Annotated in this window: 12 protein-coding genes and 1 pseudogene; 10 read left to right on the forward strand and 3 right to left on the reverse strand. The window is 72.8% G+C overall.

All coding sequences use genetic code 11. The features are described from left to right. Window position 1: 1 nt before the first annotated feature. Window positions 2-973 carry a carboxymuconolactone decarboxylase family protein gene (locus tag ACFV4F_RS34630; protein ID WP_380508612.1) on the forward strand — a complete coding sequence of 324 codons (972 nt, stop codon included), beginning with the start codon at window positions 2-4 and terminating at the stop codon, window positions 971-973. A gap of 106 nt (window positions 974-1,079) precedes the next feature. Here ACFV4F_RS34630 and cyaB read toward each other — a convergent pair whose 3' ends face one another. Beyond that, window positions 1,080-1,634, reverse strand: a complete 555-nt coding sequence (gene cyaB, locus ACFV4F_RS34635) for a class IV adenylate cyclase (protein WP_380508615.1) — start codon at window positions 1,632-1,634, stop codon at window positions 1,080-1,082. A 380-nt stretch (window positions 1,635-2,014) separates the two neighbouring features. Here cyaB and ACFV4F_RS34640 point away from each other — a divergent pair, with 380 nt between their 5' ends. The 9 genes from ACFV4F_RS34640 to ACFV4F_RS34680 all read left to right on the forward strand — a co-directional run bounded on the left by ACFV4F_RS34640 (window position 2,015) and on the right by ACFV4F_RS34680 (window position 13,277). Continuing rightward, a complete protein-coding gene (locus tag ACFV4F_RS34640; protein WP_380508618.1) occupies window positions 2,015-7,816 on the forward strand; it encodes an SDR family NAD(P)-dependent oxidoreductase in 5,802 nt (1,933 codons plus the stop codon). Beyond that, window positions 7,816-8,304, forward strand: a complete 489-nt coding sequence (locus tag ACFV4F_RS34645; protein WP_380447767.1) for an acyl-CoA thioesterase — start codon at window positions 7,816-7,818, stop codon at window positions 8,302-8,304. Before ACFV4F_RS34640 ends, ACFV4F_RS34645 begins: the two co-directional genes overlap by 1 nt. After that, the gene (locus tag ACFV4F_RS34650) at window positions 8,301-8,786 is read left to right on the forward strand and encodes a flavin reductase family protein (RefSeq protein WP_380447769.1); all 486 of its coding nucleotides are present in this window, start codon (window positions 8,301-8,303) and stop codon (window positions 8,784-8,786) included. The genes ACFV4F_RS34645 and ACFV4F_RS34650 overlap by 4 nt, the downstream gene beginning before the upstream one ends. Window positions 8,787-8,796: 10 nt before the next feature. After that, the gene (locus ACFV4F_RS34655; protein ID WP_380508620.1) at window positions 8,797-9,849 is read left to right on the forward strand and encodes an NAD-dependent epimerase/dehydratase family protein; all 1,053 of its coding nucleotides are present in this window, start codon (window positions 8,797-8,799) and stop codon (window positions 9,847-9,849) included. 141 nt (window positions 9,850-9,990) lie between these two features. After that, entirely contained in the window at window positions 9,991-10,449 is a 459-nt protein-coding gene (locus ACFV4F_RS34660) for an alpha/beta hydrolase (protein WP_380508623.1), read from the forward strand. Between the two features lie 128 nt (window positions 10,450-10,577). Then, a complete protein-coding gene (locus ACFV4F_RS34665; protein ID WP_380447785.1) occupies window positions 10,578-10,982 on the forward strand; it encodes a MarR family winged helix-turn-helix transcriptional regulator in 405 nt (134 codons plus the stop codon). Beyond that, window positions 10,979-11,839 (forward strand): ABC transporter ATP-binding protein, encoded by an 861-nt coding sequence (locus tag ACFV4F_RS34670; RefSeq protein ID WP_380508626.1) that lies wholly within the window; start codon window positions 10,979-10,981, stop codon window positions 11,837-11,839. Before ACFV4F_RS34665 ends, ACFV4F_RS34670 begins: the two co-directional genes overlap by 4 nt. Beyond that, on the forward strand, window positions 11,799-12,671 hold the full coding sequence (locus tag ACFV4F_RS34675) for an ABC transporter permease (protein ID WP_380447777.1): 873 nt from the start codon (window positions 11,799-11,801) through the stop codon (window positions 12,669-12,671). Before ACFV4F_RS34670 ends, ACFV4F_RS34675 begins: the two co-directional genes overlap by 41 nt. A gap of 102 nt (window positions 12,672-12,773) precedes the next feature. After that, the gene (locus ACFV4F_RS34680; RefSeq protein WP_380508629.1) at window positions 12,774-13,277 is read left to right on the forward strand and encodes a DinB family protein; all 504 of its coding nucleotides are present in this window, start codon (window positions 12,774-12,776) and stop codon (window positions 13,275-13,277) included. Between the two features lie 739 nt (window positions 13,278-14,016). On the opposite strand, the pseudogene rplL reads toward ACFV4F_RS34680, so the two are convergent. Together rplL and ACFV4F_RS34690 are read right to left on the reverse strand one after the other, a co-directional pair. Beyond that, window positions 14,017-14,394: pseudogene (rplL, locus tag ACFV4F_RS34685) on the reverse strand (50S ribosomal protein L7/L12); the annotation flags it as partial. Between the two features lie 514 nt (window positions 14,395-14,908). Further along, window positions 14,909-15,388, reverse strand: coding sequence for a hypothetical protein (locus ACFV4F_RS34690; RefSeq protein WP_380508632.1), 480 nt, complete (start codon window positions 15,386-15,388; stop codon window positions 14,909-14,911). Window positions 15,389-15,790 lie beyond the last annotated feature (402 nt).

Below are 15,790 nucleotides of genomic sequence, written 5' to 3' on the forward strand. Positions count from 1 at the left end.
CATGGCAGGACCACTGTTGCGCACCGCGCTGAGGGGCTCCCTCGGCCAGGTCCGCCACGTCGCCCCCGTCCGCCCCGCGCGGGCGGGGGCCCCGGTGGCGCGCGTCTACGCCGAGGTGGAGCGGGAGTTCGGGATGCTCGCACCGCCCGTCGCCCTGCACGCGCCGGCCCCGGCGGTGCTGGCGGCGGCGTGGATGATGCTGCGCGAGACGCTCGTCGCGGCGGGCCGGGCGGACCGGGCGCAGAAGGAGGCGGTGGCCGCGGCCGTCTCCCGGGCCAACGCGTGCCCGTACTGCGTCGAGGTGCACACGACGGCGATCGAGGCCCTCGGCGGGTCCGTGGGGGAGGGCCCGCTGAAGCCCTTCCCTCCGGCGCTGGCACCGGAGTTGGTGGGGGTGGCCGCCACCTTCCACTACCTCAACCGGATGGTGAGCCTGTTCCTCGGCGACAGCCCGATGCCGCCCAAGGCCCCGCCGGCGGCCCGCCGGGCGGCGCGGGCACTGCTCGGCCGGCTGGCCCGGCAGAGCGCGAACGCGGCCCCCTCGCCGGGGGGTTCGCTCGACCTGCTCCCCGCGGCCCGGCTGCCCGAGGACCTGCTGTGGGCGGCCGGTACCCCGAGCATCGCGGGCGCCTTCGCGCGGGCGGCGGCGGCCGTCGACGAGGGCGGGGAACGGGCGGTCCCGGCCCCCGTCCGCGAACTCGTCACCGCCGAACTGGCCGCGTGGGACGGCACCCCGCCCGGCCTGAGCCGGGCCTGGCTCGAACCGCCGCTCTCGTCCCTGCCCCCGGAGCACCGGGCGGCCGGGCGGCTCGCCCTCCTGACGGCGAAGGCCGCCTACCAGGTGGACGACGCCGTCGTGGCCGCCGCCCGTCAAACCGCCCCGAGCGACGCCCGGTTGATCGAACTGACCGCCTGGACGTCCCTCACCGCCGCCCGCCGGCTGGCGGCCGGGACGGTCCCCCTGTCCCTCTGATCCGCCACTGACGGAAGCCCCCGCCCGCCCGGCGCTCCCCCGCCCGGGTGGACGGGGGCTTCGCCGTGTCCGGGGCCGTCATGCTCGATCGACCGTCTGCCGCTGCTCAGCGCAGGCCGAGGGTCATGTGCGGGTACCCGAGGTGGATGCGGTCGCCGAGGCGCACGCCGAGGTCCGCGATGAACTCCTCGATCCGCGCGGTGGCTTCGGCGACGCCGCCCGCCTCGCCCTTGAACTCGAACTCGACGAAGTCGCCGAGCCCGGCCACGGTGTCGAAGGCGACGGCGATCCCGTCGGCGGTCCACTCCTCGCGGACCTTGTCGACCACGGTGAGCCGGGTGAAGCCGAGCGCGGCCAGGATCCGGCGGACGGCCTCGGCGTCCTCGACGGCGCTCTCGTACTCGTCGCAGTGGGTCTTCACCGGCGCCTGGACCGGGTGGAACAGCTTGAAGTTGACCGAGGCCCCGTCGTCCCCCTCGCGGATCCGCAGCCACTCGGAGACCACCTCGCCGGCGAGGAAGTCCCGGTGGGGGGAGTTGTAGTAGGTGTCCACCTGCCGGGACGGCTCGCCGGGCTTGCCGCCGCGCCCGGCGAGGGTGGCCCGCAGGTCGTCCGGCGGGCCGAGGAGCCGGTACTTCTGCTCGACCTCGATGTACTTCACGCGCGTCCCCTGTCCGTGGGCGTGGGTGCCGGGTGGTGTGCCGGCGGTGTGCCGGACAGAGATCATCACGGCCGGGCCGCGGGCAGGTCAGCGGGAGCGAGCAGTTCACCCGAACGGACTACTCCGGGGGCCGTCGCGAAGTTGGCCGAAAAGCCCCGTCGGCCGCCGAATCCGATGACGCCGTTATGGAAACAATGGATGACGCCGTTATGCAAAGCAGCGATGACGCTGTTATGCAATAAACCCCTCCCGGGGCCGGCGCAAAGCACGCTCGAAGTAGACACCCGGGCCCCGGCCGGGCAGCCTTGATTCGGATACGGCGTGCCGTTCCCGGTGCGGGGTGGCGGGTCGTCAATTCGGATCCAAGGGGCGGTGAATACGTGAGCAGCCAGCGGGTCGCCATCGTGGGAATCGGGCTCAGGTACCCGGACGCGAATTCCCCGAACGAACTCTGGGAGAACGTCCTGGGCGGGCGCCGGGCATTTCGGCGACTGCCGGACGAGCGGATGAACCACGCCGACTACTGGTCGGCCGACCGGACCGCGCCGGACCGTTTCTACGCGAGCAAGGCCGCGGTGCTCCGCGATTTCACGTTCGACCGGGTGGCCTACAGCGTCGCCGGGAGCACCTACCGCTCGACGGACCTGACGCACTGGCTGGCCCTCGACACGGCCGCCCGGGCACTGGCCGACGCGGGATTCCCGGGAGGGGAGGGACTTCCCGCCGAGTCCACCGGGGTCGTCGTCGGAAACAGCCTCACCGGGGAATTCTCGCGGGCCAACATCATGCGCCTGCGCTGGCCCTACGTGCGCCGGACGGTCGCCGCGGCGCTCACCGGAAAAGGCTGGTCCGAGGAGGCCGCCGCCGAGTTCCTGGCGGAATTGGAACCGGCCTACAAGGCGCCTTTCCCGGCGATCGACGAGGATTCCCTCGCGGGCGGCCTGGCGAACACCATCGCGGGCCGGATCTGCAACCACTTCGACCTGCGCGGCGGCGGGTACACCGTGGACGGCGCCTGCTCCTCGTCGCTGCTGTCCGTCATCACCGCCGCCCGGTCGCTCGCCGACGGCGATCTCGACGTGGCGCTCGCGGGGGGCGTCGACCTGTCCATCGACCCGTTCGAGGTGATCGGCTTCGCCAAGACGGGCGCGCTGGCCACCGGCGAGATGAAGGTCTACGACCGCGACTCCAACGGCTTCTGGCCCGGCGAGGGCTCCGGCATGCTCGTGCTGATGCGCGAGGACGACGCGCTCGCGGCCGGCCGCCGCATTTACGCGACGATCGCCGGCTGGGGCGTCTCCTCGGACGGCAAGGGCGGCATCACCCGCCCCGAGGCGGGCGGCCACCGGCTCGCCGTCGCCCGCGCCTACGAGCAGGCGGGCTACGGCGTCGAGACCGTCTCCTACTTCGAGGGGCACGGCACCGGCACGGCCCTCGGCGACGCCACCGAGATCGAGGCGCTGTCCTCCGCCCGCCGCGCCGCCGCCCCGGGGGCCCGCCCGGCCGCGCTCGGGACCGTCAAGGGCAACTTCGGGCACACCAAGGCCGCCGCCGGCGTCGCGGGTCTGATCAAGGCCGCGCTCGCGGTGCACCACCAGGTGATCCCGCCGGGCACCGGCCACCACGACCCGCACCCGGGCCTGCTCGGCGACGGCGCCGCGCTGTACGTGCCGGGCGCCGCCGAGCTGTGGCCCGAGGACCAGCCGGTCCGGGCGGGCGTCTCGGCGATGGGCTTCGGCGGCATCAACACCCACATCGCGGTGGCCGCCGTCCCCGGCGCCCGCCGCCGCACCGCCGTCGACGCCGACACCGGGCGCCTGGTGGCCGGCCGTCAGGACGCCGAGCTGCTGCTCCTGGACGCCCGCGACCGCGCCGGCCTGCGCGAGGAGGCGCAGCGCCTCCTCGGCATCGTCCCCAAGCTGGCCCAGGCCGAACTCGCCGACCTGGCCGCCGGATCGGCCGCGCGCCTGACCGGGGCGCGGGCGCGGGCGGCGCTCGTCGTGACCTCGCCGGACGACGCCGTCCGCGCGCTGGAGCGGCTGGTGGCGCTCCTCGACGCGGGGCTCTCGGACGCGGGTGCCGAGGACGCGGGCGCCGGCGTGAGGTTCCTGCCCGGCGAAGGCGTCTTCCTCGGCGCCTCCACCGGCACCCCGCCGCGGATCGCCTACCTCTTCCCCGGCCAGGGCTCCGGCCGCGGCGCCGTCGGCGCGCTGCGCCGCCGATTCGCCGCCGCCGACGAGGTCCACCGCCTGGCCGGGCTGCCGCAGGGCGCCGACCACGTCGACACCCGCGTCGCCCAGCCCCGCATCGTCGCCGGCTCGCTCGCCGCGCTGCGCGTCCTCGACGGGCTCGGCGTCCGCGCCGCCACCGCCGTCGGCCACAGCCTCGGCGAACTCACCGCGCTGCACTGGGCCGGTGCGCTCACCGAGGAGCAGGTGCTGCGCCTGGCCACCGTGCGCGGCCAGGTGATGGCCGAGGCGAGCCGGGGCGGCGGCGCGATGGCCGGACTCGCCGCGACGCCGGAGGACGTGGCGCGCCTGTCCGCGGGCCTCGACGTCGTCGTGGCCGGCTACAACGGCCCCCGGCAGACGGTCGTCTCCGGCCCGGCCGCGGCCGTCGAGGAGGCCTGCCGGCGGGCCGCGGCCGAGGGCGTCACCGCGACCCGGCTCAACGTCTCGCACGCCTTCCACTCCCCGCTGGTGGCCCCCGCCGCCCGCGCGATGGCCGAGCGGCTGCGCGAGGTCGACTTCGCCCGGCCCGTCCGCCCGCACGCCTCGACCGTCACCGGCGCCCTGCTCGACCCGGACGCCGACCTGCGGACGCTGCTGTGCGACCAGGTGTCCCTGCCAGTGCGCTTCCACGAGGCCGCCGCCGTCGCCGCGGCCGGCGTCGACCTGGTCGTCGAGGTCGGCCCCGGCCGGGTGCTGTCCGGTCTGCTCGCCGAGATCGCACCGGACCGACCGGTCCTCGCCGTCGACACCGACAGCCCGTCCCTCGGCCCGCTGCTGCGCGTCGTCGCCGCCGCCCACGTGCTCGGCGCGCCCGTCCGGACCGAGGCCCTGTTCGCCGGGCGGCTCATCCGCGCGCTGCCCGAGGACGGCGCCATGACGTTCCTCGCCAGCCCCTGCGAGTCCGCCCCGGCCATCGACGCCGCCCTGCTCGCACCGGCGAAGACGGCCGTCGAGGCCGCGCCGGTCGAGGCCACCGGGGAGTCGACGCTGGACCTCCTGCGCCGCCTCGCCGCCGACCGCGTCGAGCTGCCGCTGGAGTCCGTCACCTCCTCGACCCACCCGATGGACGACCTGCACCTCAGCTCGATCACCGTCGGCCAGATCGTCAACGACGTCACCCGCGCGCTCGGCCTGCCCGCCCTGGAGGCCACCACCGGCTACGCGACCGTCCGCCTCGGCGAACTCGCCGACCTCATCGACGGACTGGCGCGCACCGCCGAGGACGGCGCCGCGCCGACGGCCGAGGTCGCGGGCGTCGCGCCGTGGGTCCGCCCGTTCGCCGTCGAGCACGTCGAAGCGCCGCTGCCCGCGACCGCCGCCACGGGGGCGCCCGGCCGCTGGACGGCCTTCGGCACGCCGGGACACCCGCTCGCCGAGCCGCTGCGCGCCGCCCTCGCCGGGGCCGGCATCGGCGACGGCGTGCTGCTGTGCCTGCCCGCCGAGACGGGCCCCGACGACGCCGACCTGTTCCTCGCCGCGGGCCGCGCCGCCGCCACCGCCCCGGCCGGCACCCGCCTGGTCGTCGTCCAGCACCGCCTCGGCGCGACCGGCCTCGCCAAGACGCTCCACCTGGAGCACCCGTCCGTCCCCACCACCGTCGTCGAACTCGCCGACCCCCTCGCGCCGGAGGCCGTTCCCCTGGTCGTCGCGGAGGCCGCCGCCACCACCGGCTTCAGCGAGGTCCGCTACCGGCCCGACGGCACCCGGACGGTGCCCGTGCTGCGCCCGCTGACGGCCCCGGCCGGGCCCCTGACGTCCCCGCTCGACGGCGACGACGTCCTGCTCGTCACCGGCGGCGGTAAGGGCATCACCGCCGAGTGCGCCCTGGCCATGGCCCGGGACTCCGGCGCCGCCCTCGCCCTCGTCGGCCGCGCCGACCCCGCCACCGACCCCGAACTCGCCGCCAACCTCGCCCGGATGACCGCCGCCGGCCTGCGCCTGCACTACGAGCGCGCCGACGTCACCGACGCCGCGCAGGTCGCCGCCGCGGTCGAACGCCTGGAGCGCGCCCTCGGCCCGGTCACCGCCGTCCTGCACGGCGCCGGCCGCAACGAGCCCGCCGCCCTCACCGCCCTGACCGCCGACGACTTCCGCCGCACCCTCGCCCCGAAGACCGGCGGCCTGGCGGCCGTCCTGGCCGCCGTCACGCCCGAGCGCCTCAAGCTCCTGGTCACCTTCGGCTCCATCATCGGCCGCGCCGGCCTGCGCGGAGAGGCGCACTACGCCACCGCCAACGACTGGATGACCGAACTCACCCTGCGCTTCGGCGAACGGCACCCGCACGCCCGCGCCCTCGCGATCGAGTGGTCCGTGTGGTCCGGCGCCGGCATGGGCGAACGCCTCGGCGTCGTCGAGTCGCTGATGCGCGAGGGCATCACCCCGATCTCCACCGACGAGGGCATCCGCGTCCTGCGCGAACTGCTCGCCGACCCGGCCGCCGGGCCCGCCGTCGTCGTCAGCGGACGCGCGGCCGGGCTGCCCACCCTCGCCCTCGACCGGCCCGAACTGCCGCTCGGCCGCTTCGTCGAGCGCGTCCTCGCGCACTACCCGGGCGTCGAGCTCGTCACCGAGGCCGACCTCACCGAGGGCAGCGACCCGTACCTCCTCGACCACCAGCTCGACGGCGACCTCCTCTTCCCCGCCGTCCTCGGCATGGAGGCGATGGCCCAGGTCGCGGGCGCCGTCAGCGGGCACGCCGGACCGCCGGTGCTGGAGGACGTCGAGTTCCTGCGGCCCATCGCCGTGCGTCCTGGCGGCTCCACCACGCTGCGCGTCGCCGCCCTCGTCCAGGACGCCGGCACCGTCGACGTCGTCCTGCGCACCGCCGACACCGGCTTCGCCGCCGACCACTTCCGCGCCCGCCTGCGCTACCCCCGGCCCGCCGTCCCGGGCGGCCCGCGCTCCGCCGCCTTCGACCTGCCCACCGTCCCCGTCGACCCGGTCACCGAGCTCTACGGCAGCGTCCTGTTCCAGGGCAAACGCTTCCAGCGCCTCCTGGACTACCGCCGCGCGAGCGCCCGGCACGCCGTCGCCGAGGTCTCCACCACCACGCCCGCCCCCTGGTTCGCGGCCTACCTCCCGCAGGACCACGTCCTCGCCGACCCCGGCACCCGCGACACGATGATGCACGCCCTCCAGTGCTGCGTCCCCGACGCCACCCTGCTGCCGCGCGGCATCGAACGCCTCTGGCTCGCCGAACCCGCCGACCAGGACACCGAGTTCGTCGTCCTGGAAGCCCGCGAACGCGGCCAGGACGGCGACACCTACGTCTACGACCTCGACGTCCGCACCCCGGACGGCCGGGTGGTCGAACGCTGGGAGGGCCTGACCCTCGTCGCCGTCCGCAAACGCGACGGCGCCGGACCCTGGGTGCCCGCCATGCTCGGCTCCTACCTCGAACGCAGGCTGGAGACCGTGCTCGGGGGCAGCCGCGCCGTCGTCGTCGAGGCCGCCGGGGACGAGCCGGACCGGCGCACCCGCACCGCCACCGCCGTCTCCCGGGCGCTCGGTGCACCCGCCGAGCTACGCCACCGGCCGGACGGCAAACCGGAGTTGGACGGCCACGCGGTGTCCGCCTCGCACAGCGGCGGGCTGACCCTGGCGGTGGTCGGCGACGACGGCGCGCGGCTCGGATGCGACGTCGAGACGGTCCGGCCGCGCACCGAGGCGGACTGGGCCGCACTGCTCGGCGAGGCCCAACTCCCGCTGCGCGACCTGCTGGTGGCCGAGGCCGGCTGCCCGCCGGACCTCGCCGCCACCCGGGTGTGGTGCGCCCTGGAGTGCCTGCGCAAGTCCGCCGCCACCGGCCAGGCCCTCACACTCGACCGGATCGAGGGCTCCGGCTGGGTGGTGCTGTCGGCCGGCGACGCGACGATCGCCACCTGGGCGACCACCGTCACCGGCCGCGACGAACCCGTCGTCCTCGCCGTCCTCACCGGGAAGGGGGAGTGATGTCCGCCGCCTACTACGAGATCCGGCACACCGTCGGCTTCGAGGAGACCAACCTCGTCGGCAACGTCTACTACGTCAACTACCTGCGCTGGCAAGGCCGTTGCCGAGAGATGTTCCTCAAGGAGAAGGCCCCCGGGGTGCTCGCCGAACTCCAGGACGACCTCAAGCTGTTCACGCTCAAGGTCGACTGCGAGTTCTTCGCCGAGATCACCGCCTTCGACGAACTCTCCGTCCGCATGCGGCTGGAGGAGGTCACCCAGACCCAGCTCCAGTTCGGCTTCGAGTACGTGCGCCTGGCCGGCGTCGAGGAACTCCTCGTCGCCCGCGGCCGGCAGCGGATCGCCTGCATGCGCGGCCCCAACACGAACACCGTCCCCGCCCTGGTGCCGCCGGAGCTGCGCCTGGCCCTCGCCCCGTACGCCGACCCGCTGCGGCCGGCCGGGCCGGTGGGCCCGGTCGGCTCGGCCGGCGCGGGACGGCCGCGGTGATCGGGGCCGGCGCGGACCTGCGCGCCACCATGGCCGGCTTCGCGACCGGCGTCACCGTCCTCACCACGGGCGGCGGCAGCGTGCACGGGATGACCGCGAACTCCTTCACCTCGGTGTCGCTGGAGCCGCCGATGGTCCTGTGCTGCGTGTCCCGCACGGCGGTCATGCACGAGGCCATCACCGCCGTCCGCTCCTTCGCGGTCTCCGTGCTGAGCGCCGAACAGGAGGCCCTGGCCCGGTACTTCGCCGACCGGGCCCGCCCGCTCGGGGCCGCCCAGTTCCGCGAGGTCGACTGGCGTCCCGGCCCGTTCACGGGCGCGCCGCTGCTGGCCGGCTCGCTCGCCTGGCTGGAGTGCAAGCTCGCCGAGGTCTACGAGGGCGGCGACCACTCCATCTTCCTCGGCGAGGTGCTCGCGACCGACCGGGCCCCCGACGAACGGGCGCTGCTGTTCTACGGCGGCGGCTTCCACCGGACGAGCTGAGGAGACCGGGATGTTGGTGTGCGTGACCGGCGGCACCGGGTTCGTCGGCGTCCATTCCGTCGCGGAGCTCGTCCGCCGCGGCCACCGGGTGCGGATCCTCGCCCGCGACCCGGGCACCGCCGAGCGCGGCCTGGCGGCGCTCGCCGTCGACCCGTCCGCCGTCGGCGTGGTGGCGGGCGACGTCACCGTCGAGGGCGACGTCCGCCGGGCGGTCGCGGGCGCCGACGCCGTCCTGCACGCCGCATCCGTCTACTCCTTCGACAGCCGCCACCACGCGGCCATGCGCGCCACCAACGCGCGCGGCACCGAGCTCGTCCTCGGTGCCGCGCGCAGGGCCGGCGCCGCCCGCATCGTCCACGTCTCCAGCGTCGTCGCCCTCCTGCCCGCCGGGCCCGGCCCGCTGCACGCGGACACACCCGTCGGCCGGCCGCGCGAGGCCTACATGGCCAGCAAGGCCGCCGCCGAGCGCATCGCCCGCCGCCACCAGGCCGACGGCGCCCCCGTCCTCATCACCTACCCGCCCGCGCTCCTCGGCCCGCACGACCCCGGGCCGGGCGACCAGAACACCCGGCTGCGCAACACCCTGCGCGGCCTGATGCCCCTGTGGCCGCTCGGCGGCTTCCCGGTCGGCGACGTCCGCGACACCGCCCGCCTGCACGCCGACCTGCTCACCACCCACCCGATCGCCGAAACCCCCGTCGCCAACCGCCACTTCGCCCCCGGCCGCCACGTCCCGACCCGCACCTACCTGCGCACCCTGCGCGAGGTCACCGGCCGCTCCCTGCCCGCCCTCCACCTCCCGGCCGCCCCGATGCTCCCCGTCGGCGCCCTCGCGACGGCCGCCCAACGCCTGTGGCCCTGGCACATCCCGGCCGAGTACGGCGCCATCTACACCTGCGCCCACGCCCGCCCGGTAGCCGCCTCCGCGAGCACCGGAGGCCTGACCCCACGCCCGACGGCCGAAACGATGACGGACACCATCCGCTGGCTCCACGACCACGGCCTGCTGACGGCACACCAGGCGGGCCAGGCACTGGAGGCCCACCGGGCCGAGCCCGGTTAGGCCCCGGAGCGCACTGGAGTGGTGGGAGCCGTCCGGGTACGCCGCCGTGGCCGGGGTATGAGCCCGGAGGAGGAGGTGCCCGGCGCCGAACTCCTCCTTCAGGGCTAACTGGCTACTGCTGGCGGTAGTTATGGTTCCACCATGAAGCCCGCCATGGCGTTCGGCGCCCTCGCCGCCACGATCGGCATCCTGTGCGACGACGTCGCGATGCCGCGCGGCGCCGACTGGTACCGGGACGCCGTCGCGCGCTCGCGCGCCGCGCAGCCGGGCTTCGGCCCGGTGTACAACGGCCCGACCCCGTGCGCCTTCTGGAAGCACGCACCGCGCGAGAAGCCGGTGGCGGTCGACAACGGCGTTCCCGCGCTGCTGGTCCAGAGCACCGGCGACACCCACACCCCGTACGACGGCGCCCTCGGCATGCACGCCAAGCTGCACGCCTCCCGCCTGCTGACCGTCCCCGGCCGCGTACACACGGTCTACCTGAACGGCTACAGCCCGTGCGCCCGGGCCGCCGTCAACGCCCTACCTCCTGACCGGCGCCCTGCCCGCCACGGACACCACCTGCGGGAGCTGAATGTGAGCCGCACTCTCGACAGATAGCTCTTATTGAGAGCTAATATGGAGACATGAGTGCGGAAGCCCTGGAACCACTGGAGGCCGGGCCCCTCGACCCCCTCGACACCGCGCTGGCCGACGAGTTCTCCACCCTCCTCGTCGGCATCCAGCGCATGGTCCGCCGCCGCCTGCGCGACGGCCTCACCGAACCGCGCCTGCGCGGCGCCCAGGTCGAACTGCTGCGCCTGGTCACCCACGCCCCCGGAACGCGGGTGTCCGACGCCGCCAAGGAGCTCGGCCTGGCCGGCAACTCGGTCTCGACGCTGGTCAACCAGCTCGTCGGCCTGGGCCTCCTGCGCCGCGAGGTCGACCCGGCCGACCGCCGCGCCGCGCTGCTGTACGTGACCGACGAGGCCGTCGAGCGCCTCGCCGCCTGGCGCGCCCGCCGCACCGAGCTCATGGAGCACCTGGTGGCGGGCCTGCCCGCCGCGGACCGGGCGGCGCTGGCCGCCGCGCTGCCGGCCCTGCGCGGCGTCGCGGAGGGCCTGCGCACCCTGCCGGGGGAGGACGGGCGATGACCACCCCGGAGGACGAGGCGGTCGTGTGCCGCGGCCTGGAGTACACGTTCCAGCGCGGTCGGGGAAAGGCCCACGCCACCAAGGCCGTCGACGGCATCGACCTCACCGTGCGCACCGGCGAGGTGTTCGGCCTGCTCGGCCCCAACGGCGCGGGCAAGACCACGACGATCCGCGCGATCACCACCCTGCTCCCGGTGAGCGCGGGCATGGTGCGGGTCTTCGGCAACGACGCGGCCAAGCGGCGCATGGAGGTGCGCCGCACGCTCGGCTACGTGCCGCAGCAGCTGTCCGCCGAGTCGGGGCTCACCGGGCGGGAGAACGTGGCCCTGTTCGCCCGCGTCTTCGACGTGCCGCGCTCCGAGCGCGCCGCGCGGGTCGCCCAGGCGCTGGCCGCCGTCGACCTCACCGACGCCGCCGACCGCATGGCCGGCACCTACTCCGGCGGCATGGTGCGCCGCCTGGAACTCGCCCAGGCCCTGGTCAGCGCCCCGCGCCTGCTCGTTCTGGACGAGCCGACGATCGGCCTGGACCCGATCGCCCGCACCGGCGTGTGGGACCGGGTCGACACCGTCCGCCGCGCCACCGGCATGACCGTCCTGGTCACCACCCACTACATGGACGAGGCGGAGCGCCACTGCGACCGCATCGCCCTCATGGACCGCGGCCGCATCCGCGCCCTCGGCACCCCGGACGAGCTCAAGGCCCAGGTCCGCGAGCAGGACCCGGCACAGCCCGCCCCCACCCTCGACGACGTGTTCCGCCACTTCGCGGGCCGCGACCTCACCGGCTCCGAGAACGCGGAAGGAGACTTCAGCGATGTCCGTCGTACCCGCCGCACAGCCGGCCGCGTCGGCTGAACCCGCAGGACCGTCCCCCGCCGGCCCCGACCTCGGCCTGCTGCTCGTGCCCCCGCGCGCCCGCACCGGCTGGCGCCTGGTGCCGGCCCGGGTGGTCGCGATGTGCGCGGTCGAGCTGCAGAAGCTGCGCCACGACCGCACCGAGCTCTACACCCGGGCGGTCCAGCCCGCGCTCTGGCTGCTGATCTTCGGCGAGACCTTCACCCGCCTGAAGGCCATCCCGACCGGCGGGATCCCGTACCTGGACTACCTCGCGCCGGGCATCATCGCCCAGTCCGCGATGTTCATCGCGATCTTCTACGGCATCATGATCATCTGGGAGCGGGACTCCGGCGTCCTCACCAAGCTCCTGGTCACCCCGACCCCGCGGGCCGCCCTGGTCACCGGCAAGGCCTTCGCCGCCGGGGTGAAGGCGGTGCTCCAGGCCGTCGTGGTCGTCCTGATCGCCGCCGCGCTCGGCGTCGCCATGACGTGGAACCCGCTGCGCCTGCTCGGGGTCGTCGTGGCGGTGCTGCTCGGTTCGGCGTTCTTCTCGTGCCTGTCGATGGCCATCGCGGGCATCGTGCTGACCCGCGACCGTCTGATGGGCATTGGGCAGGCCATCACGATGCCGCTCTTCTTCGGCTCCAACGCCCTCTACCCCGTCGACCTGATGCCCGGCTGGCTGCAAGCGGTCAGCAAGGCCAATCCCCTCAGCTACCAGGTCGACGCCCTGCGCGGCCTCCTGATCGGCACCCCGTCCCACCTGCCGCTCGACTTCGCGGTGCTGACGGTGGCAACGCTCCTCGGCATCGCCGCCGCCTCGTCCCTCCTGGGCCGCCTGGCGCGGTGAGCCCGGGCCCGTCCCCGATCGGGGACGGGCCGCTCCTCGTCGACCGCGTCCGACTTCCGGGCGGGGAAGCCTAGGACGGCGAGCTCCTGCGATGATCGTCGGATGAGTGATGACCAGCGGGTGCATCCGTCCAAGGCGGCCGACGACCGTGCGTCGCTGACCGCGTTCCTCGACTACCAGCGCGCGACCCTCGCCATGAAGTGCCAGGGGCTGTCCGGCGGGCAACTCAAGCAGAAGGCGGTGCCCACCTCGGGCCTGTCGCTCCTGGGCCTCGTACGGCATGCGGCCGAGGTCGAGCGGAGCTGGTTCCGGCTGGTGCTGAACGGCGAGGACTGCAAGCCCCTCTGGCCCAGGACCAACGGCGAGTTCGCCGACTTCCAGGTGGAAGACGCCGACGTCGACGAGGCGTTCGCGTTCTGGCACGAGGCGTGCGAGGGCTCCCGTGCCGCGGCGGACGCCGTCGAATCCCTCGACGACACGGTCGACTTCCGGGGCGAGGTCATCTCGCTCCGCTACGTCCTCACCCACATGATCGAGGAGTACGCACGCCACAACGGCCACGCCGACCTGCTGCGCGAAGCGATCGACGGAGTGGTCGGCGAGTAGATCCGGTTCATCTGATCTCCCACTCGCCGCTCGTGCTGTTGGAACGGACGCGTGTGCTGCATCGGTTCGTCGACTGCGTGTAGCCGGCAGCTCCGTCGACATCGGCCCCATTGCCGGCGATGGTTACGTCGAACGAGCCGTTGCCCTTGATGGCACGACGCGAAAGAGCCCACGGTCTTCCGGGTGCGCCTGGAACCCAGCGCGGCGGAGGTGCTGGACACGGAGGAGGGCGAAGCCGCTTTCCTCGTCCAGCGCCCCTAGGCGCACGAGAGCAGCGGAATTCGCGCCCGCTACACGGCACTTCTGCCCATGGAGCAGATCACCGGCAGGCTTCTCGCCCAGCAGTCCGAGGTGTTCAACACCGACGCCTACGCGGCACTGGCCGCCGCACACGGCGCGATCGAATGGCGCGAGGGCGTCAGCGCCCGCATGCCCAACCCGGCGAGCGCGCCGCTCTGCACATGCCCGAAGGGGTGCCCGTGCTCGTGTCCCAGCGCCTCACCCGCATGCAGCAGGACCCGAAGCCCCTCATGCTCGAAACCCTGACCATGACTGCAGGTGCAACCCAACTGACGATCACTCACCGGCCGGTGATCCGGCAGCCGACGGTAAGGGGAATCGATGGCTCGCCCTGGCCACAGCCGTCACTGAGTGGATCACCAGGTCCGAGGTGATACGCCGTTCTGGTCCGTGGCAGTGGGATCTTGCGAGTTCACGGTGCCGGCCCAAGGCGTCACCTTCAGATAATGGTGACCTTGGCTCCGGCACCTTCGAGCTGAGCCTTGGCCTTGCCGGCGGCCTCCTTGCTGACCTTCTCCAGAACCTTGGCACCGGCGGTGTCGGCGAGGTCCTTGGCCTCCTTAAGGCCGAGGGACGTCAGGGCGCGCACCTCCTTGATGACCTGGATCTTCTTGTCGCCTGCGGATTCGAGGATGACATCGAACTCGTCCTTTTCCTCAGCGGCCTCGGCCGCAGCGATCAGGGGGGCTACAATGCCGGAAATGGCGCCCGGAGCGGCGGCAGTGACGTCGAACTTCTCCTCGAAGGCTTTCACGAACTCGGAAAGCTCAATGAGGGTCATCTCTTCGAAGACTCCGAGAAGCTGGTCGGTGGCAACTGCTCGGTCCGCGACCTGCCGCGCCGGGCTCGGCTTCTGTTCTCGCCTGGACGATTCATTCGGTCGCCCCGGCCCATACTGATGACCAGGGCCCCCGGTGTCTGTCCGAAATAGCTCCTCGATGCGCTCCTCTCGCTGCCGCTCAAAGAGCTCTTCAAATGAAAGAGTGAGTGTTTCGTCTGGTACTGCGCGATGAAGCTCTTCAGTGTGGCCGGCGGATGCGCCTCGAAACTTTCCGGAGGAAAACCGTGCCACGGTCTCGGTGTATTCCTCTGTCCGTGTCGGCTTAGTTGGCCACCAGCAAAATGCGCAAAGAACAAACTCGACGTCTGTTGGATAGAATGCTCGATTGAGCAGCCGTGCACGCCTTTGTCCGAGTTCGATCGCACCACTTAGCAAATCTTCGACGACCTCGGCCCTTGGTTCGGCCGATAGAATCTCCATGAATACCCTGACCGCGCGATCGGGCAGTGGGAATCCCAGGGTGTATTCGTCGGCCATGGTTCGATCTCCATCAAATCATTGTAGAAATTACCGATGGGATGGCCCATAGGAGCCGAAAGCAGCTGACAAGCAGGAAGAAGAGTTGAGCCCCATAGAGCACGCCGATGTCTCTTCTCCGCACTACATCCTCTCTCGGCCCCCTAATGGCTACGGTGTATAGCACATAGAGGCCAGCGGTGAGAGAAATAAAGAGCCAGAGTGAGGCGAGAAGGAAGTCTGCTAGTGCATTGGAAGGTAGCTTCGCGCATGAGCTGCCAAAGCGAATTTGGATCGCCAAAATTGATAGGGGCAGGAGGATTCCCACCACGGTAAGCCCTGTCGTGGTGGCGCCACGCAATGCATCAGCCGCTGCGGTCTTATCGGGGCTCGGCCCGGGTTGATTCCAATATGAGATGATCTGCCCAAGCAAGAGGATCCCAAGAATGACCAGGTCAACCCACCACCAGGGGCGATTAACTGCAGTATTCCAGGCGCCGTTCGCGAGCATCACCGGGCCTCCTCGACTGTTGCAGCCATGTAAGGTGACCGGAGAATAATGCGCTTGCTCGACACGCCAGAGGTGAAAAAATAATCCTTTCGGCCACCCGAAAGGAGGGGTGTCTCCGGTAATTGGTCGCGCGTGGAGCGGAGCAGGACGCTAGTCCAACTCGCCTCACTCCGGCGCGAGTTGAGTGCCAGAAGGCTCAGAATCCCAGATCGCGCACTCACGGGAGCCCGGTGGTCGCCGCAGCTGTCGAAAACGTTCTTCACTTACTCAAGAGGCGGCGCGATGCGCCGCCGGTCGGCCCGCCGCCCCGGCCGGGCTGCGGGCGGGAGGCCGGGGCCGGGGGGGTATAAACAAAAAACAACCCACCCCAAAAAAAGGAAAAGAGGTTTGGGGGGTGGGGGTGGA

The organism is Kitasatospora sp. NPDC059722 (assembly GCF_042733235.1).
In the GTDB taxonomy this organism is placed as follows: domain Bacteria; phylum Actinomycetota; class Actinomycetes; order Streptomycetales; family Streptomycetaceae; genus Kitasatospora.